The following is a 23,300-nucleotide window of genomic DNA, read 5'->3' as shown; positions in this document are numbered from 1 at the left end:
GTTGGCCGCCGGAGAGCTCGCCGCAGCGCTGCTGCCACTTGTCGGCAATCCCCAGCCGAGCCAGCTCGGCTTTCGCCCCTGCCGCATCATATGGCCGCAGCAGTGAGTAGAGTGATCGCACCAGCGACCACTGCCCCAACCGTCCTGCCAGCACCGCAGTCAGCACCAACTGGGATGCAGGCAACGGTGGTTGCTGCCAGACTCGACCAATCCGGCTACGCAGCCGCTGGCGAGCACGGCTGGTGAGGGCCCACGGATCTTGCTGCCAGAGCGCGACCGCCCCTTCGCTGCGCAGCTCAGTGCCGATCACCCGCAGCAAACTGGTTTTGCCGGCACCACTGGGGCCAATAACGGCAACGCACTCACCCACGGCAATGGTCAGGTCCAGCGGCTGCAGGATGCGATGCTCCCCGAGCCGCAGCCCTGCGCCGTGCAAGGCAACAGCGATCACTTCAGCAAACCAGCCTGGATCGCGGCAGCTTCGATGCCCTGATAGTTCTCAGGCTGGGTGGCGATGAAACGGCTCGCCCGTTGTAATTTGAGGATCTCAGCCTGCGCTGGGATGGCAGGATCGAGGTTGAGAAAGGCCTGTTTGATCTTGGCTTGCAACGCAGAGTCGAGATCGCCACGCACAGTCCAGTTGTAGTCAAAGTAGGTGGGAGTAGTCCAGATCACCTTCACCTTGCTGGTATCCACCTTACCCTCTTCCACCAACTTGTCCCACACCGAGGCATTGAGGGCTCCGGCGGGTACTTTGCCGGAAGCGACCCAGGCGACGGTGGCATCATGGGCGCCAGAGAAAGCAACGTGGGCAAAATCCCGCTCTGGGTTGATCCCTTGTTCGGCCAAGAAGTGACGCGGCATCAGGTGGCCGGAGGTGGAAGAGGGAGAACCGAACGCAAAATCCTTGCCCTTGGTATCAGCCAAGGTCTGGATGCCGCTGTCAACATTGGCGATGAATTTGGAGGTGAACTGGGCATCTTCTTGCCGCTGCACTAAGGGCACCACCTTGTTAGCACGGCGATGTGCTTGCACATAGGTGAAGCCGCCCAGCCAAGCCATATCCAGCTTGCCTGCCGCCAACGCTTCCACCACGGCGGCGTAATCATTGACCGGCACGAATACCACCTCGCGCCCAGTCTGGGCTGCCAGATAGTCACCCAGCGGCGCAAACTTGCGCTGCAACTCGGTGGGCGCTTCATCTGGAATAGCGGAAACCCGCAGTGGCTCGGCGGCGGTGGCGCTTAGGCTGGCAAACAGGGTAGTCAGGGCAAATATCCAGTGACGGCTCATCGGGCAATCCTTTGTAGTCTGTGCGGTAGGCAAGAGAAAGGTCCGGCACGGGCCGGACCTTGTAAGGGCGCTATGGTAGGGGGCCACCGGCGCAATGCGCAAGATGGCGGCAGCCAAAAAAGCGCGCTAGACCCCCACTTGAAAGGCCTGCTTGAGGTTACGGATAAAATCGGCATCTCGGCACAGGGTTTTGCCCGGGCTGTCGGAGATCTTGGCCACTGGGCCACCGTTGCACTCGATTAGCTTGAAGACAATGTTCATCGGGCTCACGCCGGGCAGGTCACAGGTGATTTTGGTGCCAATGCCAAAACTGGTGTTGATCCGACCACGGAAATGGCGCAACAGCTCGACCGCTTTATCAAGATTGAGGCCATCGGAAAATACCAAGGTCTTGTCAGCAGGGTCGATACCGAGGCGCTGGTAGTGGCTAATGGCTTTTTCACCCCACACCACCGGATCGCCAGAATCGTGGCGCAGCCCCTGATAACGGCTGGCGAGATCAAAATCGAAATCGCGCAAGAACGCATCCATGGTGATGCAGTCAGTGAGGGCGATCCCTAAGTGGTCGGTAAACTCGTCCAGCCAGCTCGTGAGGGCTGCACGCTGGCTGTGTTCAAGAGGGAAGCCGAGTTGCTGGTGGGCTTGGAACCACTCATGAGCCTGAGTGCCCACCGCAGGTAACTGATACTTCTGGGCCAATAGGTAGTTACTGGTGCCACGAAACGCCGGTAAACGCTCCTTGAGGCGCCCCACCACCGCATCCTGCACCGCGTGGGAGAAACGGCGGCGAGTGCCAAAGTCGATGATGTTAAATTCGCTCATCTCCTCGGGGCTGAGCTCCCGCTCTAACTTATCAATCTTCTGATCGAGCCGATCCAGCGCTTGGCTCACCCCCAACTGTGGGTAGCGGAAGCGGTTGCGCATCTCGCTGATGATCGCGAGCACAGGGATCTCCCACAGGATCACATCCTGCCACGAGCCTTCGACCCGCACATTGATCCGACCATCTTGCTCAAACACCTTGAGCAGGGAGGCATCAAGGGGTTTACGCCGCAAATGATCAAGATAATCGGCAGTAAAAAAAGGGCGCTCGGCTAGAAAGTTGAGCTCAGGCCCAGTCAGCCGCAGGGAGCCGGCCAGCCGTAACTGCTCTTCGATCTGGCCCATCATCGGCAACAGATCCTCTTCATTGCGGCTGTGAAATTCAGCCACAACCTCGGCATCCGGGTAACGGTGAAACACCGCCTGCTGCATGTGCAGCTTGTAAGCATCTGTATCGAGCAGGCTGGTGAGGATCGGTGGCATATCAGGTGTCCAGCAGGTGTTGTAAATCGGTCAGGGTCTGCGCCAGCTCGGCGCCGGCGTCGATCATTTGGGTATGGGCGGCAGCGATGGTCGCAGGGGCAATGCCACGGCAGGCAGCAAGATGGACAATCACCCGCAACCCAGCGCGGCGTAGTTGCAGCACGCTAGTCTTCACGCAGTAATCGGTCGCTAATCCGCCAACCAGCACAGTGTCAACGTGCCGAGCTTGTAAAAACTCGATAAGCCCAGTGCTGCGCTGCTCGGCCAGATCGTGAAAACAGGCGCCATAAGGATGCAGGTCTGGTTCGACCCCCTTCCACACGAAAAAATCGTAATCAATGGGTGCGGGTAAGCCATCTAGCAGCTCGAATCCCTTGCTACCGGGCACACAATGCACCGGCCAGCAGAGATCGGCATTGGCCAAGGCCAAGGGTTGCAGGATCTTAGCAGGGTCTGTGACCGCCCAGACCGCATTGGCAGGATGAGCATCTTTGCTGCCAATGCGCAAGCTGGCCAACGCCGCCTGTGCATTGAGTGCCGCCACGATCTCATCGCCGCCCGCAACGGGCAGCTCATGCGGACACAGCGGGGTAAACCCCTTCTGCGCATCAATATCTAGGCTGGCAACGATTCCCATGATTAGCTCCTGCACATAATATTCGTGTGATATTATCTACCAAACATTAATAGAAGGCGAGCAGGGCGAGCAAGATGCTAAGAATGAGTCTGGATATGGTGGTATTGCGACTGCACGATGAGCGGCTCGAACTGCTGCTTACCCCTCGTGCTCAATCCCCTTTTGCTCATAGCTGGCAACTGCCGTCACTGTGCATTGATGAAACCCGCGATCGGGATTTGGAATCTGCGCTCAGCCGTTTGCTGACGGAGTGGGGCCTCGGCCACTGCTACAGCGAGCAAGTCTGCACCTTGGGCAATCTGGCGCGCGACCCCCGTGGCTGGTCCACCGCCTTGGTCTATCTGTGCTTGGTGGGCCCCGACATCAATCCAGTCCATGGCAGCTGGCAACCCCTCAACGCCCTGCCCGGCTTAAGCCTTGCCTTTGACCATGGTCAGCTGATTGCAAAAGGGTTGGAGCGGCTTCGGATCAAAAGCCGCTACAGCACCTTACCGCTGCAATTACTGGGGTCGGTCTTCACCTTGTCCGAGGTGCAGCGTGCGTTTGAGATCATTTTGCAAACTCCAATGAACACCGCCGCTTTTCGTAAGCGGATCCATCGCGCCAACATCTTGGTCGATACCGGCCACAAACGGACTGGCAAACAGCGCCCCGCCATTCTGTATCGGCTAGAAAACCCTTGCTGCGTGATGTTCGATCAGGTGATGCACGGAGCAGAAGCGTGAGCGTTCACCCCATCCGGGTGCTGGTGAGCGCCTGCCTGTTGGGTCAACCAGTGCGTTACGATGGTCAGAGCAAGGGGATGGTCAGCGCTTGGCTAAGCGAGCTCGGGGCCGAGGGACGGCTGCTGGCCTTTTGCCCCGAAGTGGCAGGCGGCTTGCCAACCCCGCGCGCCCCTGCCGAACGCCAAGGTGAACGGGTGGTCACCGTCAGCGGGCAAGAGGTCACGGCCGAGTTTGCCCGTGGTGCCGAGCTGGCGCTAGCTCTCTGTCAGGCAGAGGGGATTCGCTTCGCCCTGCTCAAAGAGGGCAGCCCCTCTTGTGGCAGCAGCCGGATCTATAACGGCCGCTTCGCCGGAGTATCAGTAGCAGGTGAGGGCATCACCACGGCGCTGCTACGCCGTCACGGCATTGCCGTATTCAGCGAGGATCAATTGCCTGCGCTGGCCTCGGCATTGGCTGCCTCTTGAGTGGCCAGCGACCGTGGCACCGGTTCGTGCTGCCAACGTGTCAGCACCTCGTCTTTCTCCTGCCAGCGCTGGTTTAACCACCCCTGAAAGCCCCGCTTGAACTGCTTGTCATTGAAGTAGTCACCGACCAGCGCGTCCGCCACCGGCAGCGCCTCAATGCGTACCTGAATACGCTTCATCCGTCCCATCAAAAAGTCTTTAAACGGTGTCTGTTGATTGTCGGGATAGCGGATAGTGACATTGATCAAGCTATCAAACTGATCGCCCATCGCCGCTAAGGTGAACGCCAGCCCAGCGGCTTTGGGCGGCATCAGGTGATGGTAGTGGGAGTGAGCGGCATCCCGTTTCGCTGGGGTGAACCGTGTTCCTTCAACAAAATTGATCACCGTGGTGGGCATGTCACGAAACTTCTCGCAAGCCGCGCGGGTCGTTTCGATATCCTTCCCACGCAGGTGCGGATTACGCAGCAAAAATGCCCGCGAATAGCGGCGCATAAAGGGCATATCCAGCCCCCAGCAAGCGAACCCCAACAGCGGGATATAGATAAGCTCGTACTTCATAAAGAACTTGGGCACCGGCAAACGGTCCCGAAACAGATGGCCCAGCACCACGATATCGGTCCAGCTCAGGTGATTGCTGATAATCAGATACCAGCCATCTTGGCGCAGCTGAGTGTCATCCTCGATCTGCCAGTCGATGTGGGTGGTGAGGTGGATCACCAAGGCATTACCCGCCAACCAGAGCCGCATCAAGCGGTTATTGAGGCGACTGCAGGCGCGGCCAACAGTGGGCAACGGCAGCAACAGTTTGACCAGCGAGACCGCTAGGATCAGGCTGGCGCACAGGGCAGTAAACAAGATGGTAAGGCTGGTGCTGATAAGCAGCACCACAGGACCGGGAAGCAGCGATAGCATGACTCTTTACGATATGTTGTCCGTCAGTAGCTGAGTCATGGTCTGGTCTTTTTGCTGCCAAATCCCATTCAACCACTGCTGAAATGTGTGTTGGAACACGGGGTCATTGATGTAATCCCCCACCAGATTGGGCGCTATCAGCATAAAGCGGACCTGCACCTTGATCGCCTTCACCCGCCCACACATGAAATCCCAGTAGCTGGGAATGCCGCCTGGGTAGGCAATGGTCACATCCACCAGCTGCTGTAACTGGCCACCCATCGCCGCCAAGGTAAACGCAATACCACCCGCTCGGGGTTGCAACAGATGCCGATAAGGCGCCCCCTGCTGCTGATGTTTGGCCGAGGTGAAACGAGTGCCTTCGACAAAATTCATCACACTCACCGGTGTATCGCGGAACTTGGCACAGGCACGCTGGGTCGTCGCTATGTCCTTCCCCTTCATGTGCGGGTGTGTTGCCAAAAACGCTTTTGAATATCGCCGCATAAAGGGGAAATCCAACGCCCACCATGCCAAACCGAGCAAAGGTACCCAAATAAGCTCTTTCTTGAGGAAAAACTTCAGGAAGGGGATTTTCTGATTAAAAACCCGCTGCAGTACCAGTATGTCGACCCAGGATTGATGGTTGGCAATCACCATATACCACTCATTTCGGCGTCCTTTGTCCACTCCGACCACCTCAAAAGCGGTCCTGATGATGGTTTTCTGGATCAGGTTGTTAAAACCAATCCAGCAACTGGCACAGCCATCAAGCAGCAGGTTACAGCCGGTGCGCCAGCGCTTTACTGGCAGAGGCAGCTTGAGCAAGCCCAGCAGAATAATCGGGATAAACCAAAACAGGGTGTTGCAAAAATAGAGCAGGGTCGAGAGGCTGCCGCGCAGTCTATCTGTGAGGGTGTAGGTCATGGCTGGGTCCGTCTTGCTAAATCGGTCGGTGGCCACCAAGTGGTCAGATCAGTTGCCATCATATCAGTCACGGACTTGTCAGACCATGCGTTGGGCCAAGGCTGGCCGCTCCCCCTTTAGCCGCTGCGCAGCCGTGCCAACAAGCGATCCATGGCGCGGTAGCCCAGCGCCTCGATGAGATGGGTCTTCTCGATGGCGGGCTGCCCAGCTAGATCGGCGATGGTGCGCGAGACGCGCAAAATCCGGTGCCAGGCGCGGATGCTGAGCCCCAACTTTTGGATGGCATTTTCTAAAAATTCCGCATCTTGCGGCGATAAGCGGCAAATTTCTTCAATTTCTCGGCTATCTAGCAGATGGTTGAGCTTGCCATTGCGGCTAAGCATCCGCTCCCGCGCCGCCAATACCCGCTCCCGGATCTGCTGACTCGACTCACCCCGTTCTACTTTGCCGGTCAGGCTTCCCTTAGGCAGCAGGGGCACCTCGACCGTCAGATCAAAGCGATCCAAGAAGGGGCCGGAGAGCTTACTGAGGTAGCGCAGGATTTGATCTGGGCTGGAGCGAGTCTGGCCATCACCATAGTGGCCACAAGGGCTGGGATTCATCGCGCCGATCAGCTGGAAACGGGCAGGAAAATCCACCTGCCGCGCGGCACGGCTGATGGTGATGTGGCCGGTCTCTAACGGTTCGCGCAGCGAATCGAGCACTTTACGTTCGAACTCCGGCAGCTCATCGAGAAACAGCACCCCATTGTGAGCCAAGGAAATTTCGCCGGGCCTAGGGTGGCTGCCACCGCCCACCAGCGCCACCGCCGAGGCACTGTGATGGGGGGTACGATAAGGCCGATGGTGCCAACGGCCAGCTCGGAGCAGCAAGCCACCAATAGAGTGAATGGCCGCGGTCTGCTGGGCTTCTTGCTCGCTCAGCGGCGGCAGAATACCGGGCAAGCGGCTGGCCAGCATGCTTTTACCGGTGCCGGGCGGGCCGATAAACAGCAGGTTGTGGCTACCTGCAGCGGCGATCTCCAGCGCTCGTTTCGCCTGCGCTTGACCAATCACATCTTGCAGATCCGGCACATCAGGCAGCGTTTCGGTAGCGTGAGGGGCTGGCAGGGGGAGCTCATATTGACCCGCCAGCCATGCCGTGACGGCGAGCAGCTGATGGGCTGTGCGCACTTCGGCATCCTGGATCAGGGCGGCCTCGGTGCCATTTTCCCGCGGCACTAGCAGGGTGCGTCCCACATCACGGCAGGCCAATACCGCCGGCAATACGCCGAGTACGGGGCGGATCTCGCCGGTCAGGGCCAACTCCCCTAAAAATTCATGATTGAGCAGACGGGTGGCTGGGATCTGTTTGGAGGCTGCCAGAATACCGATGGCGATAGCGAGATCGAAGCGCCCCCCCTCTTTGGGCAGGTCGGCCGGCGCCAAGTTAACCGTAATGTGTTTGGCTGGAAATTCGAAGTTGCCGTTGAGCAAAGCACTGCGTACCCGATCCCGCGATTCTTTAACCGAGGTTTCCGGCAAACCGACGATATTGAACGCTGGGAGCCCATTTGAGAGGTGAACTTCCACCGTCACTTGCGGTGCGCTGACACCTAGGCTAGCACGGCTATAAACCACAGCTAATGACATAATCCCCATCCTTGAGTTTATATATGTTCTGAATATTTAAATTATTCTGGTTTTTTATGCTAAAGCGTTGGTTCATCAATAGTTAAAATCAGAAGGTTCTTACATAGAAAACGCTTGCCCAGCCAACATCACCATGCTAGTTCTAATAGCTATTCGCGGTACTTGCCGCCTCAATGTTTTACTCAATTTCCGGTTGTAACTATGAACATGGCCTCCCGTTTCGTCAGCATTATTGTGGTCCTAGTGGTGATTATTACCTCACCGCTCGGGGCTCGGTTAGCTGCACGGAACAAGGGATAGACCCACCACCGGACAGAAACGAAGCAAGCGACCCCCGAGCCTCACAGCTCGGGGTTTTTTTTCGACTACAGAACAGGATTTTTCAGATGAACGGCGCGCAGTTTTTGGTACAGGCTCTCAAGCAGCAGGGGGTAACGCAGGTATTCGGTTATCCGGGCGGCGCCATCATGCCGGTCTATGATGCACTGTATGATGGCGGCCTCGCCCACCAGCTCTGCCGCCATGAGCAGGGCGCCGCCATGGCCGCCGTTGGCTATGCTCGCGCATCCGGTCAGGTGGGGGTTTGCATCGCCACCTCAGGGCCGGGGGCCACCAATCTGGTGACGGGCCTTGCGGAGGCGCTGCTCGATTCTGTGCCGCTGGTGGCGATCACCGGTCAAGTTCCGTGCGCCGCCGTGGGCACCGATGCGTTTCAGGAAGTGGATGTACTCGGTATCTCCCTCGCCTGCACCAAACACTCGTTCATGGTGACGGATGTCGCCGAGCTGCCGCAGGTGATCGCCGAGGCCTTTGCCATCGCCAGCTCAGGTCGGCCCGGCCCCGTGCTGATCGATCTCCCTAAAGATGTCCAGCTGGCAGCCGTGGCCGTTCATGGTCAGCTCTCGGTGGTGGCTACCACCACCGCACAGTGGCAAGACGAAGAGGATCACGCCGAGCTTAGTCTGGCGCGAACCCTGTTAGCAGCGGCCCAGCGGCCGGTGCTCTACGTTGGCGGTGGCGTCGGCATGGCCAATGCCGAGCAGCAGCTGCGCGAGTTTGCCGCCGTGACTGGCATGCCAACGGTCACCACCCTCAAGGGGATTGGCGCCCTCGATCCAGACAGCCCTGTTTATCTTGGGATGCTCGGTATGCACGGCACCAAAGCGGCCAACTACGCGGTACAGCAGTGTGACCTGCTGCTGGTGGTGGGCGCCCGTTTTGACGATCGCGTCACCGGCAAACTGGATGAGTTTGCCCCAGAGGCCAAGGTGATCCATCTGGATGTAGACGCCGCCGAGTTTGACAAGCGCCGTCGCGCGGATGTGGGCATCACCACCGATCTTAAGCTGGTCTTGCCGCGCCTCAGTTTGGCTTTGTGCATCGACGCTTGGCGCGAACACTGCGCGACCATGGCTCGTGACTATGCGTTTCGTTATGACCATCCGGGCCAGCCTATCTACGCCCCGGCCCTGCTCAACACGCTCTCAGCCCGCTTGCCGGAGACCAGCGTGGTGGCCTGCGATGTCGGCCAACACCAGATGTGGGTGGCCCAGCACATGCGCTTCACCAGCCCACGCAATCACCTCTCCAGCGCCGGACTCGGCACCATGGGCTTTGGTTTGCCTGCCGCCATCGGCGCCAAGATGTCGCGGCCAGAGGATGAGGTCGTGCTGGTCAGCGGCGATGGCTCTTTCATGATGAACGTGCAAGAACTCGGCACTATTCGCCGCGCCCAGCTCAAGGTGAAGATGGTGCTGCTCGATAATCAGCGCCTTGGCATGGTCCGCCAGTGGCAGGAGCTGTTCTTCGACGGCCGCTACAGTGAGACCATCCTCTCCGATAACCCCGACTTTATCGCGCTAGCAGCGGCCTTTGGCATTGCTGGCGAGACGATCACCCGCAAGGATGAGATCCCCGCAGCGCTGGATCGCCTGCTGGCCAGTGACCATGCCTATTTACTGCACGTGGCTATTTCCGAAGAAGAGAACGTCTGGCCCTTGGTGCCGCCAGGCGTCGCCAACCACAATATGATGGAGCAACGCCCATGAATCAGGTTCATACCTTAACAATCCACGCCAAGGCCACTCCAGAAGTGATGGAGCGGGTCCTGCGAGTGGTGCGTCACCGAGGCTTTAGTTTACGCGCCCTGAACATGGAGACGGCGCAAGATAGTCAACAGTTGCAGATTACCGTGACGGTCGAATCGCTGCGCCCAATCCAGCAGTTGTGGGCCCAACTCGACAAATTGGTCGATGTGGCGCGCGTCGATGCGCTGGAACAACACCCTAGGATCAGAGCGTAAGGAGTTAACACCATGGCACAACCCACGTCAGCACACCCACAGTACATCTGGTTCAACGGCAAGCTCATTCCTTGGCAAGATGCCCAAGTGCATGTGATGACCCATGCCTTGAACTATGGCTCCTCGGTGTTTGAAGGGGTGCGCGCCTACGATACCCCCTCCGGCACTTGCATTTTCCGCCTGCAAGAGCACACTCGGCGCCTGTTCGATTCCGCCAAAATTTACTGGATGGCGCTGCCCTACAGCGAAGCCGAGGTGAATGAAGCCTGCCGTGCTGTGGTGCGGGAAAATGGCCTTAAGAGCGGCTATCTGCGCCCGCTGGCCTTTATTGGCAACGTGGGGTTGGGGATCCACCCACCACTGGATGCCAAGGCTGACCTGATGGTGGCGGCTCTGCCATGGGGGGCCTATCTGGGCGAAGAGGGGCTGAAAAACGGGGTGGATGTGTGCGTCACCTCTTGGAGCCGGCTCGCCCCCAACACCATTCCCACTAGCGCCAAGGCGGGCGGCAACTACTTATCCTCCCAGCTGATCAGCCGAGAGGCCAAACGTAATGGCTTCGCCGAGGGGTTGGCGCTAGATGTGAACGGCTACCTCAGCGAAGGCGCCGGGGAAAACCTGTTTTTGGTGAAAAATGGTGTGCTGTTTACCCCGCCCGCCACTGCGGCTATTTTGCCCGGCATCACCCGTGACACCATCATGACCCTAGCCCGCGATCTCGGCTACCAGGTGCGCGAGCAGGCGCTGCCGCGCGAGGCACTCTATGTGGCGGACGAGATTTTCATGACCGGCACCGCCGCCGAGGTGACGCCGGTGCGATCCGTCGATCGGATGCAGATAGGGGCAGGCTGTCGTGGCCCAGTGACCGAGCAGTTACAGCAAGCCTTCTTCGGTCTGTTCAATGGCCAGACCCAAGATAAATGGAACTGGCTCACCCCAGTTAAGGACTAACCCCACAGGGGAGGCGATGGCCTCCCCGAGTCGCTGCTGGTAAGGGTATTCAATGGATGCCCTTATCAGGACCGATTCCCGATCCGACCCTCACTGATTCAAACATCATGGGCCCCATGGCCATGCAAGGAGTAGAACAATGCCGAAGTTGAGATCCGCCACCACCACCCACGGGCGTAACATGGCTGGGGCCCGCGCCCTGTGGCGTGCCACCGGCATGACCGACCAGGATTTTGGCAAGCCGATCATCGCCGTGGTGAACTCCTTTACCCAATTCGTACCGGGTCACGTTCACCTCAAAGATCTGGGCCAGCTGGTGGCGCGCGAGATTGAAGCGGCTGGCGGCGTTGCCAAAGAGTTCAACACCATTGCCGTGGATGACGGCATCGCCATGGGCCACGGCGGTATGCTCTACTCGCTGCCATCGCGCGAATTGATTGCCGACTCGGTGGAGTACATGGTCAATGCTCACTGCGCCGATGCCATGGTCTGCATATCCAACTGCGACAAGATCACCCCGGGGATGCTGATGGCGGCCCTGCGCATCAACATTCCGGTGATTTTTGTCTCCGGCGGGCCGATGGAAGCGGGCAAAACCAAGCTCTCCGATCAAATCATCAAGCTCGATCTGGTGGACGCCATGATCCAAGGGGCCGATCCCAAGGTCTCTGATGCCCAGAGCGATCAGGTCGAACGCAGCGCCTGCCCGACTTGCGGCTCCTGCTCCGGCATGTTCACCGCTAACTCGATGAACTGCCTGACCGAGGCCCTTGGCCTCTCCCAGCCGGGCAACGGCTCCATGTTGGCGACCCACAGCGATCGTGAGCAGCTGTTCAAGCTGGCGGGGCAGCGTATCGTGGCGCTGGCCAAGCGCTGGTATGAACAAGACGATGTGACCGCGCTGCCACGCAATATCGCCACCAAGGCTGCGTTCGAGAACGCCATGGCACTGGATATCGCCATGGGCGGCTCCACCAATACTGTGTTGCACCTGCTGGCGGCAGCCCAAGAAGCCGAGGTGGACTTCACCATGGCCGACATCGACCGGATGTCGCGCAAGGTACCGCAGCTGTGCAAGGTGGCGCCCTCGACCCAGAAGTACCATATGGAAGATGTGCACCGCGCTGGTGGTGTCGTAGCGATCCTAGGCCAGCTGGAAAAAGCCGGTCTGGTCCATGGCGATACCCGCAACGTGCTGGGCACCTCGCTGGTTGAGCTACTGAACGAATACGATGTCAGCCGCCAGCCAAGCAAAGAGGTGGTCGATTTCTACCGCGCAGGCCCAGCTGGCATCCGTACTACCAAGGCCTTTAGCCAAGATTGCCGCTGGCCTGAACTGGATCTGGATCGGGCCGAGGGCTGTATTCGCTCGCTGGATAACGCCTACAGCCAAGAGGGCGGCCTCGCCGTACTCTCCGGCAACCTCGCCATCAATGGCGCCATCGTCAAAACTGCCGGGGTGGATGAAGAGAACCTCACCTTCCGTGGCCCTGCCCGCGTATTCGAAAGCCAAGAGAGCGCGGTGAGCGGCATTCTGGACGGCACCGTGCAAGCGGGCGAAGTGGTAGTGATCCGCTATGAAGGGCCAAAAGGCGGCCCCGGTATGCAGGAGATGCTCTACCCCACCACCTACCTGAAATCCATGGGCTTAGGGAAGGCCTGCGCCCTGATCACCGATGGCCGCTTCTCCGGCGGCACCTCGGGTCTCTCTATCGGTCACGTCTCACCGGAAGCCGCCTCTGGCGGCACCATCGGTCTGGTAGAAGATGGCGACATCATCAATATCAATATCCCCGCTCGTAGCATGGTGCTAGAAGTAGCCGACAGCGTGTTAGCTGCCCGCAGCGTTGCCGCCTCGGCCCGGGGCTGGAAACCGCTCGATCGTCAGCGTCAGGTCTCGTTTGCCTTGCGCGCCTACGCCATGTTCGCCACCAGTGCCGACAAAGGCGCGGTGCGCGATCGCACGCTGTTGGGGGAGTAACCGGGATGGGTTGTGACAACAAGGGCGCGGTGCGCGCCCACTACCTGTGGATGAGGGGATAAACCATGGTCTCTGCGGCTGATTATCTGCGCAAGATACTGCTCTCCCCTGTCTATGAGGCTGCACGGGTCACCCCGTTGCAGACCCTCAAGAAGCTCTCTGACCGACTGGGTAACCATGTGGTGCTCAAGCGCGAAGATTTGCAACCGGTCCACTCGTTCAAGCTCAGGGGCGCCTATCACAAAATCGCCACGCTGACTCAGGAGCAGAAGGATCACGGGGTGATTGCCGCCTCGGCAGGCAACCACGCGCAAGGAGTTGCCTTGTCTGCCGTCAAGCTCGGCATCAACGCCATCATCGTGATGCCCAAGACCACCCCAGATATCAAGGTCGATGCCGTGCGCCGCATGGGCGGCAACGTCATGCTGTTTGGCAACAGCTTCGATGAGGCCTACGGCGAAAGTCGCCGCCTCGCCACGCTTGAGGGCTACACCTTGATCCCGCCGTTCGACGACGTCGAGGTAATCGCCGGCCAAGGCACCATTGGCAAAGAGCTACTGGAGCAAGACACCCGCCTGACCCACGTGTTCGTGCCGGTCGGCGGTGGTGGTCTAGCCGCTGGGGTGGCGGTTTACATCAAGCAGCTGCTGCCTGATGTCAAGGTGATCGGGGTAGAAGCGGAAGGCTCGGCCTGCCTCAAAGCCGCGCTGGAGGCCGGTGAGCCGGTCAATCTGGCGCGGGTCTCGCTGTTTGCTGACGGGGTCGCGGTCAAGCGCATCGGCGAGGAGACGTTTCGCCTGTGCAACCAATATCTGGACGAGGTGGTGACCGTCTCCAATGACCAGATCTGCGCCGCGCTGAAAGATATCTTCGATGACTGCCGCGCTATTGCCGAGCCCTCGGGGGCGTTATCGCTGGCGGGCCTGAAAGCCTACAGCGAGCGGGAACAGGTCAAAGGGGGACGGATGGCGGCCATTTTGTCGGGTGCTAACGTCAACTTCCACAGCCTGCGTTATGTCTCGGAGCGCTGCGAGATCGGCGAAAAGCGCGAAGGCATGTTGGCGGTCAGCATCCCTGAGCGTAAAGGGGCCTTCCTCGACTTCTGCCGTCAGCTCGGCCCCCGCATGGTGACTGAGTTCAACTACCGCTATTGCGATGCGGTGCAAGCGTCGCTGTTTGTCTCGGTGCGCCTGACCGGTGGTGACGAGGAGCTTGGCCAGATCATCAGTCAACTGGGTGACAACGGTTATCCGGTGGTCAATATGACCGAGAGCGAGCTGGCTAAAAATCATGTCCGCTACATGATTGGCGGCCGCCCCGCCCAGCCTCTGGGCGAGCGGCTCTACAGTTTCAAGTTCCCGGAGCAGCCGGGGGCCTTGATGCGCTTTTTGGAGACCTTGGGCTGCCGCTGGAACATCAGCCTGTTCCACTACCGCAACCACGGTGCGGACTACGGTCGGGTGCTGTGCGCCTTTGAACTGCCGGACGAAGACGTCGCCGCCTTCCATGACTACCTGCACGAGCTGGGTTATGGCTGGAAAGAGGTCAGCGACGATCCCGCCTACCGACTGTTTTTGGCCAGTTGAGGGCCGTGCCACATCGCACAGTAGAGGGAGGCCATCGCCTCCCTTTTTACTGGTTGCAACGGCCCAGCACAGGGCCCCTATCACCGTCATGACCCAAGGCCACCTGCACGCAGAGACCTACGCTCGGTTCAGCACGGCGGTGCAATGTGAGCCGTATAACAGGTGAGAAACAGGGCCGCGGCAGCTACATCGATAACGGGCCACCGCTCGGCGGGCAGGGAAGAGAAGTTGCTCAACAGGACCCTTGCCGTTGATAATGGCCACATCGTTGACATGGGAGTATGGTGTTTAGCAAGGGAAGTGATGGTAAACGGCATCTCGTGATCCCTCTCTTTTTTCGCTCCTTTCCGCTACCAGCGTTGCCAGCAACGCCCGTCATAACATCGTGCTACTTGAATGAACTCATTGTTCTTTAACTCCATACAGAGCGAGAGGATGACGCTTGTCGTGTTTACAGGTTGAAAACGTCAGTTGCCGCTATAACGGTCGTGATGTGCTAGAGCAGCTATCCCTGACGGTGGCAGATAACGAAATTGTCTGTTTGTTGGGGGCCAGTGGTTGCGGTAAAACCACCTTGCTCAAGGCGATCGCCGGTTTACAGCCATTAGCTAACGGGGTGATTCGACTGGGCAGCACGCTTCTCGATGGACCAGAGACCAATGTGCCGCCAGAAGCACGGCAAATTGGGATGATCTTTCAAGACTATGCGCTGTTCCCCCATTTAACGGTGGCCGAAAATGTCGGGTTTGGCTTAACCCAGAGCGATCGCCCCGCCCGCCAACATCAGGTCAACCAGGCACTGGCCTTGGTCAATCTGGAAGGGCTGGGTGAGCGTTATCCGCATCAGTTGTCAGGCGGTCAGCAGCAGCGGGTGGCCATTGCGCGGGCGCTTGTCTGCAAGCCCAAACTGATGCTGCTGGATGAGCCCTTTTCTAACATCGACACCCAGGTGCGGATGAAGCTTATCCTCGAGATCCGCACCCTGCTCAAACAGCAGGGGATCGGTGCCATTTTCGTCAGTCACAGCAAGGAAGAAGCCTTTGCATTTGCAGACCGGCTGGCGCTGTTTCGCGCCGGCCATATCGAGCAAGTGGGGCAGCCTGAACAGCTCTACCGTCGCCCGCAAAATCGCTTCGTGGCCGAGTTTCTGGGCGGGGTGAACTATTTAACGGCGACGGTGGTTGATAGCCACTGTGTCCAGACTGCGTTGGGGCGGGTGTGTGGCAGTGAACCCCACGGCCGAGCGATCGGTGAGCAGCTGCAACTGATGCTTAGGCCCCAGCAATTACAGCTAGAGCATGTGCAGGAAGGGGGATGGGAGGTGCTGGAACAGCAGTTTCTCGGCCACCATTGTCGCGTGGTCTTTACTTGTGCAGGGCAGCGGATCGAGGCCAGCATTGGCGAGCCGCTGGCAGGCAAGCGGGCTCGGGTCACCGTCGCCGCCCATGCCTTGGTGCTATTTGAACCATTACCATAACCGCCCGTTGCCGTGCCGACATCAAAGCACTGACCCATCTGGGGGGTTATCATCGCGCCACATTGCGATGGCGAGTGCCTTATTGCCAACACTTATCTAGGGGAGAGAGACATGACAGCCCAAGCTGGGATTTGCGCAGAGCCCAATCTGCACGCCCTCTATCTGATGTTCAATCGCAGCGGCCAGGCCGCTGAACTAACGGCGCGTTTAACCATGCTGCCTGCCCTGTGGCAGGCGGTCGCCGCTGATTTTCCTGATGCGCACTTTAGCGGTTTAGTGGCAATTGGCGCAGACGATTGGGATGCCCTCTATCCTGCTGCTCGCCCACCCCAGTTGCGCCACTTTATGGCGCAAGATGCCAATGGCCATCAGGCCCCTAACACCCCATTTGACCTCTTCATTCAGCTACGCGCCGACAGGGTGGATGTGTTGCATCATGCAGGCCAACGTGTGATGGCACTGCTCGCTGGGTTAGTGGCACTGGCGGAAGAGGTGCGGGGGTTTCGCCACCTCGATTGCCGTGACCTGACCGGTTTTGTCGATGGCACTGAAAACCCACAGGGGCCGTGCCGTGCCGAGGTTGCGCTGGTCGCAGCAGGCCCCTTCGCCGCCGGCTCTTACCTCCATGTTCAGCGGTGGCGACACGCCATGAGCGACTGGGAGCGATTAGCGGTCAAGGAGCAGGAGGATATCGTCGGGCGCACTAAGGCTGACAATATCGAATATGAGTCTGCCGCTAAGCCGCTCACCTCCCACATCAAGCGGGTCAATCTCAAAACGCCACAAGGGGAGTCGATGGAGATCCTACGTCAGAGTATGCCGTGGGGCACCCTGACCGAACAGGGACTCTATTTTATCTCTTGTTGCCACACACCCCAGCATTTCAATGCCATGCTCGCCAGCATGTATAAGGGCGAGGCAAGCCACTTCGATCATCTGCTGCGCTTTACTCAGGCCGTCACCGGTGCCGCTTTTTTTGCCCCGTCAGAGACATTCTTACAAGCGGGTGGGCAGTAAGGCACCATGTCTGATTACGGTAAGCAAAATTGTCGCCTAAGAGAGCTCGCCGCGCCCGCGCAAGGGAGTGATGCACCGAGGGTGAGCACTAGGGATGCAGTTAGATTTACTTTTAGGTAAATAAACGTTGCACAATTAAATGAGAATAATTATTGTTAACTTGTTTTCCGGGGAGGACATCATCCGTTCCAACATGATGGATTTCTTGTGAAGGCACGACATTGCTCACATTGCTTCCAGTTAAAGGGCCAGTTATTACTGGCCCTCTTTTTTTGTGCTTGATAAGCACTCACACCAACGAATCCTTGGCTGCCCTGCTGAGGGTACATCGGTGAATCACCACGCTGGTGAGGCAAACAGATAACGCCATCGGTGCCGAGGACAGAGAAACAAACACCCCGCCAAGAGACGGGGTGTAGTTTAGGGGCCAAACTCTGGGCACTTAAAGGTGGGCGATCGCTTCCACTTCAACCAACACATCTTTGGGCAAGCGAGCCACTTCAACACAGGAGCGAGCTGGCGCGGTATCGCCAAAATAGCGGGCATAGACTTGGTTAAACGCCACGAAGTCATTCATGTCGCTCAAAAAACAAGTGGTCTTCACCACCTTGCTGGCGTCGGCTCCCGCCGCATGTAGCACCGCCAACAAATTGCTCATTACCTGCTCAGCTTGCGCGTCGATGCCCCCAGAGACGATCTCCATGGTGGCAGGATCAAGTGGAATTTGCCCTGAGGTAAAAATCAAGTCACCAACCTTGGTCGCCTGCACATAAGGGCCAATTGCAGCAGGTGCTTTGTCAGTTGCAATTACTTGTTTCGCCATTCTGTTATCCCTTGCTATCGATGTTTACTCGGTTTACTCGCTCTCATCTTCACCCTGCTTGCGCTGGCGGATGTAAAGGTAAACGGTATGTTTTGAAATATTCAGCTTATCCGCGACCAAGTTGATCGAATCCTTGATGTCAAAAATCCCTTTTTCAAACAACTGAGTCACGATAAAACGGTTTTTGGCATTATTAGCGACCGCCGAATCACGGTTGATCTCATCAATGGTGTTATCCACCGTTTGGGCAACTAACTCTTCTACGCTGTTGGCAAACGTCTCGGGGGATTGGCGATCGATCTGCTGCGGGGTGGGGAAAAACTCGGCAACAAACTCATGAAACGGGGCATTAATGTGGATATTAATGCAGATAAGGCCGATCACCTGTTTATTACGATTGCGAATAGCGATGGTGCTCGATTTCATCAAGGCACCCGTGCGGCTACGGGCAAAATAGCTTTGGGTATGATCATGGCCGGTGCTCTGAATATCCTTGAGCATCCGCAGCGCCAAATCGGTGATGGGAGCCCCTAACGTACGGCCAGTGTTGAATCCGTTAGCAATCTTGATAACCGATTCATGGAGATTCTCCAAGGAGTGCAGCACGACCTCGCAATGCTTGCCAAATAGCTCAGCCAGCCCATCAATCAGCCCATCATAGGAGCGCAATAATTCCCGATCTTCAGCCGTAAAGGTATGACTGATCAGCTGCTCTTCAGGAATAACGTCCTCAATGATGACACTCATTTTATCCCCTTATGACGATAAATTATTTGCCCGAGTTTTCAATTGCAGGGGGCGAATGTCAACTTTTTTTGATTTTATAATCCGCCGGTTTGCGCAAGATCACTTTCGCCTTTCATTAGCCGCCAAACGTTTGCTTAACCTACCATGTTGGCTGTCACACAATGGAGCAAATGGCCGCCGTGAGTTGCGGCCTTATCGGTCCCCCTTAGAGAGCGAGGGGAATCAGCAGAGATCCTCAATGGAAAATTCGCCAGCGATACCGTCGCAACAGATGGCGAAACCGCCGCTAAAACGGGTGCTGAACTGGATCAGGAAGATATCATCGTCATGCTCAGGCGTCGGCAGATCGATAGGTTTGCTGCGGCGCAGCGGCTTGCGCATTGGTATGGTTTTCATCATGGTATTTCTCTATCTCAATAAAGTGTTTGCTCCTTGTGCTGGCAACGGTGAGGTCAATGAATACACGCTCTAGGGTTAATTAAGCGCGCAGCTATACCCAGCCCACTCGGGCTTCTGCTCTTACAAGGAATATGCGTTAGCATCAATGATATTGGGTGGGCAGAACGGGTCTGCGCCATGAGAACCGGGCAACGCAGGCGGACAGCCTGACGGTTCTTAAGGCGAGTAAATCAGAGGAAGGTTATGTAGATACTGGCAGGATTCATCGTGAGGTGAAACATTGCGAACATAAACAGGGCTGATTAACTAGCCGGTGCGCATTTTGTACATTATCAGAATAAAAAGCAACCAATTATTTGGTTATCTAGCGTTTAACTGGTTCTTTCTCCAGCTGCAAGCTGAAAAAAAGAGCTCAAAAGAGCTCTTGTTTGATGATTGGCAGCGCCCTAGTACTGCGCGCACGCCTTTTTAGCGGCCGTGATCATCGGGGTGATGGTCATGCCTTGTACCACGATAGAGAACATCACCACCGAGTAAGTCATCACCAAAATCACCTCCCGTAAGTCGGTGCCATGGTTGGGGATCATCATCACCCCAGAAGGAAGGGCCAAGGCCATCGCCATCGCTAAGCCACCACGTAACCCGCCCCAGGTGAGGATCCGCACCGAGAAGGTGTTGTAAGTACGGAATTTGCGAAAGGCCAGATAGGGCAGCGACACGCTAATAAAGCGGGCAGCCAGACAAAGCGGCACCGCAATGACCAGCAATACCCAGTCGTGCCAAGTCAAATCGAGCAGCACCAATGCCAAGCCGATCAGCAAAAACAGCAGCGCATTGAGAAACTGATCCATCAACTCCCAGAAATGGTCGAGGTGATGCTGGCTCTGCTCGGAGAAGCCCGAATGGCGAGTCCAGTTACCAATCATAATGCCGGTGACCACCATGGCCAACGCGCCGGAGACCCCGATCATGTTGGCAAAGGCAAACCCAGCGGTGGGGATGCACAGGGTCAGCAGCAGCTCCAGCGAGCCATCGTCAGTCGCGCTGATCATGAAATGGGCAAGCAACCCGAGCAACGCACCAAGCAAGATGCCGCCCAGAGCCTCATGGAGAAAGAGCCCAGCCACACTGGACAAGGTCGGCTCGACCCCGCCAAAGGCAACCGCAAACACGGTGGCAAAAATCACCAGCCCGACCCCGTCGTTAAACAGCGACTCCCCCTCGATCTGAATCGCAATCTGGGGAGGCGCCTTCATCTTCTTAACAATAGCCAGTACCGCAATCGGATCGGTGGGGGAGATCAACGCCCCAAACAGCATGCAGTAGACCAGCGGCAGCGCCCAGCCGAGCATTTTAGCAATCAGCCAAAAGCCATAGCCGATGATGAAGGTAGAGAGCAGGGTCGCCACGATGGAGAGAATCGTGATCTCCCACTTCTGGCTACGCAGCGCTTTGAGATTGATGCCAAGACCGCCAGCAAACAGCAAAAAGCCGAGAATCCCTTTTAGCAAGAAATTCTGGAAGTCGATGCTCTCCATGGTCCTGATGGCAAGAGGCTCCAGATTAAACCAGCCCAACTTACCGAAGAGCACCATGAGGGCTGATATCAGCATGGAACCAGCCGTAATGGCGATAGTGGTCTGGATCTTCACAACATACTGGTTAGCGAAGGCAATAAGAATGGCCAACGCTGCCAGAAAGCAGAGTGTGTAGTAGACGCTCATAGTTATTTTTCTCGTTGATAGATGGCAAGCACGTATCCCAAGTCAGGACAGGCATAGGGTACTCTCGGACCTATGGTTACTCATTAACTATTTATGAGTACTACCTTGTGATTTGGATAGATAGACGGCTAGATTTCCATTTCTAATGATTGCTGCTAGGATGCGCTCTACGCAGTTGCATGGATGTAAAAGAGGAAAGCGCCGTGGCGAACAGTGAGCTGAGCACAAAACCGAACCAACAATCGGCTGTCACAACCAAACTAGAATCCTGCCTCAAGGAGCGGATCCTGATCATCGACGGGGCCATGGGCACCATGATCCAGGGTTACAAGCTCGGTGAGGCCGATTATCGCGGTGAGCGTTTTGCCGACTGGCACACCGACATCAAGGGCAACAATGACCTACTGGTGCTGACCCGCCCAGCGGTGATCCGCGAGATCCACCAGCAATATTGTGCCGCCGGCGCCGACATCCTCGAAACCAACACCTTCAACGCCACTCGCATCGCCATGGCCGACTACGAGATGGAAGATCTGTCGGCCGAAATCAACCGCGAGGCCGCGCGGCTGGCTCGCGCCGTCGCCGACGAGTGGACGGCCCGCGAGCCCCACAAACCGCGCTTTGTCGCCGGGGTATTGGGCCCCACCAATCGCACCTGCTCGATCTCGCCGGACGTCAACGATCCCGGCAAGCGTAACGTCACCTATGACCAGCTGGTGGCCGCCTACACCGAATCGACCCATGCCCTGATCGAGGGCGGCGCCGACATCATTCTGATCGAGACCATCTTCGATACCCTCAACGCCAAGGCGGCCGCCTTCGCGGTGGAAGGGGTGTTCGAGGCGCTGGGCTACAGCCTGCCGGTGATGATCTCCGGCACCATCACCGATGCCTCCGGCCGCACCCTCTCCGGCCAGACCACTGAAGCCTTCTACCACTCGCTGCGCCACGTCAAACCAGTGTCGTTCGGCCTCAACTGTGCACTCGGGCCTGACGAGCTGCGCCAGTATGTGGAGGAGCTGTCGCGCATCAGCGAGACCTTTGTCAGCGCCCACCCTAACGCGGGGCTGCCCAATGCATTCGGTGAGTACGATCTCGATGCTGGCGAGATGGCAGCGCATATCCGCGAGTGGGCCCAAAGTGGCTTTCTCAACCTGGTCGGCGGCTGCTGCGGCACCACCCCGACCCATATTCGCGCCATGGCGGACGCCGTGGCAGGCATCCCGCCACGGGCCCTGCCTGATCTGCCCGTCGCCTGCCGCCTATCGGGCCTTGAGCCGCTGATCATTACCCCCGAATCCATGTTCGTGAACGTGGGGGAGCGCACCAACGTCACCGGTTCGGCCAAGTTCAAGCGGCTGATCAAAGAGGGGCTCTACGACGAGGCGCTGGATGTCGCCAAGCAGCAAGTGGAGAGCGGTGCCCAGATCATCGACATCAACATGGACGAGGGGATGCTGGACGCCGAGGCGGCCATGGTGCGCTTCCTCAATCTCATTGCGGGGGAACCAGACATCGCCCGGGTGCCGGTGATGATCGACTCCTCCAAGTGGGAGGTACTGGAAGCTGGCCTCAAGTGCGTGCAGGGCAAACCAGTGGTCAACTCCATCTCGATGAAAGAGGGAGAAGCCAAGTTCATCGAGCAGGCCAAACTGCTGCGTCGCTACGGTGCGGCGGTGATCGTGATGGCGTTCGACGAAAAGGGACAGGCCGATACCCGCGCCCGCAAGTTCGAGATCTGTCAGCGCGCCTACCGGATTTTGGTTGAGCAAGTGGGCTTCCCACCAGAAGACATCATCTTCGATCCCAACATCTTCGCGGTCGCAACCGGCATCGACGAGCACAACAACTATGCGGTGGACTTCATCGAAGCGGTGAAAGACATCAAGGAGCACCTGCCTCACGCCATGATCTCCGGCGGCGTCTCCAATGTGTCGTTCTCGTTTCGTGGCAACGAACCGGTGCGCGAAGCGATCCACGCCGTCTTCCTCTATCACGCCATCCAAAATGGCATGGACATGGGGATCGTCAACGCCGGTCAGCTCGCCATCTATGAAGACATTCCGGCGGAGCTCAAAGAGAAGGTCGAGGCGGTGGTGCTCAACCTTAATGACAACGCCACCGAGGCGCTGCTCGCCATCGCCGAGAAGTATCGTGGCGGCGCCATCGAAGCGGCCGATCCACGGGAACAGGAGTGGCGCAGCTGGCCAGTGGGCAAGCGGCTGGAACATGCGCTGGTCAAGGGGATCACCGACTTTATCGAAGAGGATACCGAAGAGGCACGCGCTGGCGTTGAGAAGCCGCTGCACGTCATCGAAGGGCCGCTGATGGATGGCATGAACGTGGTCGGCGACCTGTTCGGCGCGGGCAAGATGTTCCTGCCGCAGGTGGTGAAATCGGCGCGGGTGATGAAGCGGG

The 23,300-nt window shown here is 57.8% G+C and carries 21 protein-coding genes; 10 read left to right on the top strand and 11 right to left on the bottom strand.

All coding sequences use genetic code 11. From position 1 onward, the window contains the following. The 4 genes from CUC53_RS14450 to CUC53_RS14435 all read right to left on the bottom strand — a co-directional run. Positions 1–451, bottom strand: a 451-nt coding sequence (locus CUC53_RS14450) for an ATP-binding cassette domain-containing protein (protein WP_157798284.1), incomplete at its 3' end; no start/stop codon positions are given. After that, positions 448–1,293: a putative selenate ABC transporter substrate-binding protein gene (locus tag CUC53_RS14445; protein ID WP_100294807.1), complete on the bottom strand. Its 846-nt coding sequence runs from the start codon at positions 1,291–1,293 to the stop codon at positions 448–450. The genes CUC53_RS14445 and CUC53_RS14450, both read right to left, overlap by 4 nt. A 126-nt stretch (positions 1,294–1,419) precedes the next feature. Then, complete coding sequence (gene pncB, locus CUC53_RS14440; protein WP_100294806.1) at positions 1,420–2,598, bottom strand: nicotinate phosphoribosyltransferase; 1,179 nt, start codon at positions 2,596–2,598, stop codon at positions 1,420–1,422. Between the two features lies 1 nt (position 2,599). Next, positions 2,600–3,235 carry an isochorismatase family protein gene (locus tag CUC53_RS14435; protein WP_100294805.1) on the bottom strand — a complete coding sequence of 212 codons (636 nt, stop codon included), beginning with the start codon at positions 3,233–3,235 and terminating at the stop codon, positions 2,600–2,602. 74 nt (positions 3,236–3,309) lie between these two features. On the opposite strand from CUC53_RS14435, the gene CUC53_RS14430 reads away from it, so the two are divergent. Further along, positions 3,310–3,960, top strand: a complete 651-nt coding sequence (locus tag CUC53_RS14430) for an NUDIX hydrolase (protein ID WP_100294804.1) — start codon at positions 3,310–3,312, stop codon at positions 3,958–3,960. Further along, positions 3,957–4,424, top strand: coding sequence for a 2-thiouracil desulfurase family protein (locus CUC53_RS14425; protein WP_100294803.1), 468 nt, complete (start codon positions 3,957–3,959; stop codon positions 4,422–4,424). The genes CUC53_RS14430 and CUC53_RS14425 overlap by 4 nt, the downstream gene beginning before the upstream one ends. Here the strand turns inward: CUC53_RS14425 and CUC53_RS14420 are convergent. The 3 genes from CUC53_RS14420 to CUC53_RS14410 form a co-directional block, all read right to left on the bottom strand. Then, the gene (locus tag CUC53_RS14420) at positions 4,385–5,338 is read right to left on the bottom strand and encodes an acyltransferase (protein WP_100294802.1); all 954 of its coding nucleotides are present in this window, start codon (positions 5,336–5,338) and stop codon (positions 4,385–4,387) included. The genes CUC53_RS14425 and CUC53_RS14420 overlap by 40 nt on opposite strands. A gap of 6 nt (positions 5,339–5,344) precedes the next feature. After that, a complete protein-coding gene (locus CUC53_RS14415; RefSeq protein ID WP_100294808.1) occupies positions 5,345–6,244 on the bottom strand; it encodes an acyltransferase in 900 nt (299 codons plus the stop codon). A 116-nt stretch (positions 6,245–6,360) separates the two neighbouring features. Next, on the bottom strand, positions 6,361–7,875 hold the full coding sequence (locus CUC53_RS14410) for a YifB family Mg chelatase-like AAA ATPase (protein WP_100294801.1): 1,515 nt from the start codon (positions 7,873–7,875) through the stop codon (positions 6,361–6,363). 386 nt (positions 7,876–8,261) lie between these two features. Here CUC53_RS14410 and ilvG point away from each other — a divergent pair, with 386 nt between their 5' ends. From ilvG to CUC53_RS14370, 7 genes are all read left to right on the top strand, one after another. Further along, a complete protein-coding gene (ilvG, locus tag CUC53_RS14400; protein ID WP_100294799.1) occupies positions 8,262–9,923 on the top strand; it encodes an acetolactate synthase 2 catalytic subunit in 1,662 nt (553 codons plus the stop codon). Next, positions 9,920–10,177 (top strand): acetolactate synthase 2 small subunit, encoded by a 258-nt coding sequence (gene ilvM / locus CUC53_RS14395; protein ID WP_100294798.1) that lies wholly within the window; start codon positions 9,920–9,922, stop codon positions 10,175–10,177. Before ilvG ends, ilvM begins: the two co-directional genes overlap by 4 nt. 12 nt (positions 10,178–10,189) lie before the next feature. After that, on the top strand, positions 10,190–11,128 hold the full coding sequence (locus CUC53_RS14390; RefSeq protein WP_100294797.1) for a branched-chain amino acid transaminase: 939 nt from the start codon (positions 10,190–10,192) through the stop codon (positions 11,126–11,128). A 139-nt stretch (positions 11,129–11,267) separates the two neighbouring features. After that, positions 11,268–13,109, top strand: a complete 1,842-nt coding sequence (gene ilvD, locus CUC53_RS14385) for a dihydroxy-acid dehydratase (protein WP_100294796.1) — start codon at positions 11,268–11,270, stop codon at positions 13,107–13,109. A 65-nt stretch (positions 13,110–13,174) separates the two neighbouring features. After that, entirely contained in the window at positions 13,175–14,695 is a 1,521-nt protein-coding gene (gene ilvA, locus CUC53_RS14380) for a threonine ammonia-lyase, biosynthetic (protein WP_100294795.1), read from the top strand. A 442-nt stretch (positions 14,696–15,137) separates the two neighbouring features. Next, complete coding sequence (locus CUC53_RS14375) at positions 15,138–16,172, top strand: ABC transporter ATP-binding protein (RefSeq protein WP_100294794.1); 1,035 nt, start codon at positions 15,138–15,140, stop codon at positions 16,170–16,172. Positions 16,173–16,283: 111 nt separating this feature from the next. Then, positions 16,284–17,189, top strand: a complete 906-nt coding sequence (locus CUC53_RS14370) for a Dyp-type peroxidase (protein WP_100294793.1) — start codon at positions 16,284–16,286, stop codon at positions 17,187–17,189. A 442-nt stretch (positions 17,190–17,631) separates the two neighbouring features. Here CUC53_RS14370 and CUC53_RS14365 read toward each other — a convergent pair whose 3' ends face one another. The 4 genes from CUC53_RS14365 to CUC53_RS14350 all read right to left on the bottom strand — a co-directional run bounded on the left by CUC53_RS14365 (position 17,632) and on the right by CUC53_RS14350 (position 20,882). Then, positions 17,632–18,012 carry a RidA family protein gene (locus tag CUC53_RS14365; protein ID WP_100294792.1) on the bottom strand — a complete coding sequence of 127 codons (381 nt, stop codon included), beginning with the start codon at positions 18,010–18,012 and terminating at the stop codon, positions 17,632–17,634. A 33-nt stretch (positions 18,013–18,045) separates the two neighbouring features. Next, complete coding sequence (locus tag CUC53_RS14360) at positions 18,046–18,759, bottom strand: helix-turn-helix transcriptional regulator (protein ID WP_100294791.1); 714 nt, start codon at positions 18,757–18,759, stop codon at positions 18,046–18,048. A 222-nt stretch (positions 18,760–18,981) separates the two neighbouring features. Then, the gene (locus CUC53_RS14355) at positions 18,982–19,158 is read right to left on the bottom strand and encodes a hypothetical protein (RefSeq protein ID WP_100294790.1); all 177 of its coding nucleotides are present in this window, start codon (positions 19,156–19,158) and stop codon (positions 18,982–18,984) included. A 446-nt stretch (positions 19,159–19,604) separates the two neighbouring features. Then, positions 19,605–20,882 (bottom strand): cation:proton antiporter, encoded by a 1,278-nt coding sequence (locus CUC53_RS14350; protein WP_100294789.1) that lies wholly within the window; start codon positions 20,880–20,882, stop codon positions 19,605–19,607. Positions 20,883–21,085: 203 nt separating this feature from the next. On the opposite strand from CUC53_RS14350, the gene metH reads away from it, so the two are divergent. Further along, positions 21,086–23,300, top strand: a 2,215-nt coding sequence (gene metH, locus CUC53_RS14345; RefSeq protein ID WP_236757929.1) for a methionine synthase, incomplete at its 3' end; no start/stop codon positions are given.

Origin of the sequence: Aeromonas cavernicola, from assembly GCF_002795305.1 — a bacterium.
In the GTDB taxonomy this organism is placed as follows: domain Bacteria; phylum Pseudomonadota; class Gammaproteobacteria; order Enterobacterales; family Aeromonadaceae; genus Aeromonas; species Aeromonas cavernicola.
The sequence above is the reverse complement of the archived record's forward strand: the minus strand, read 5'-3'. Positions and strand labels throughout refer to the sequence as shown.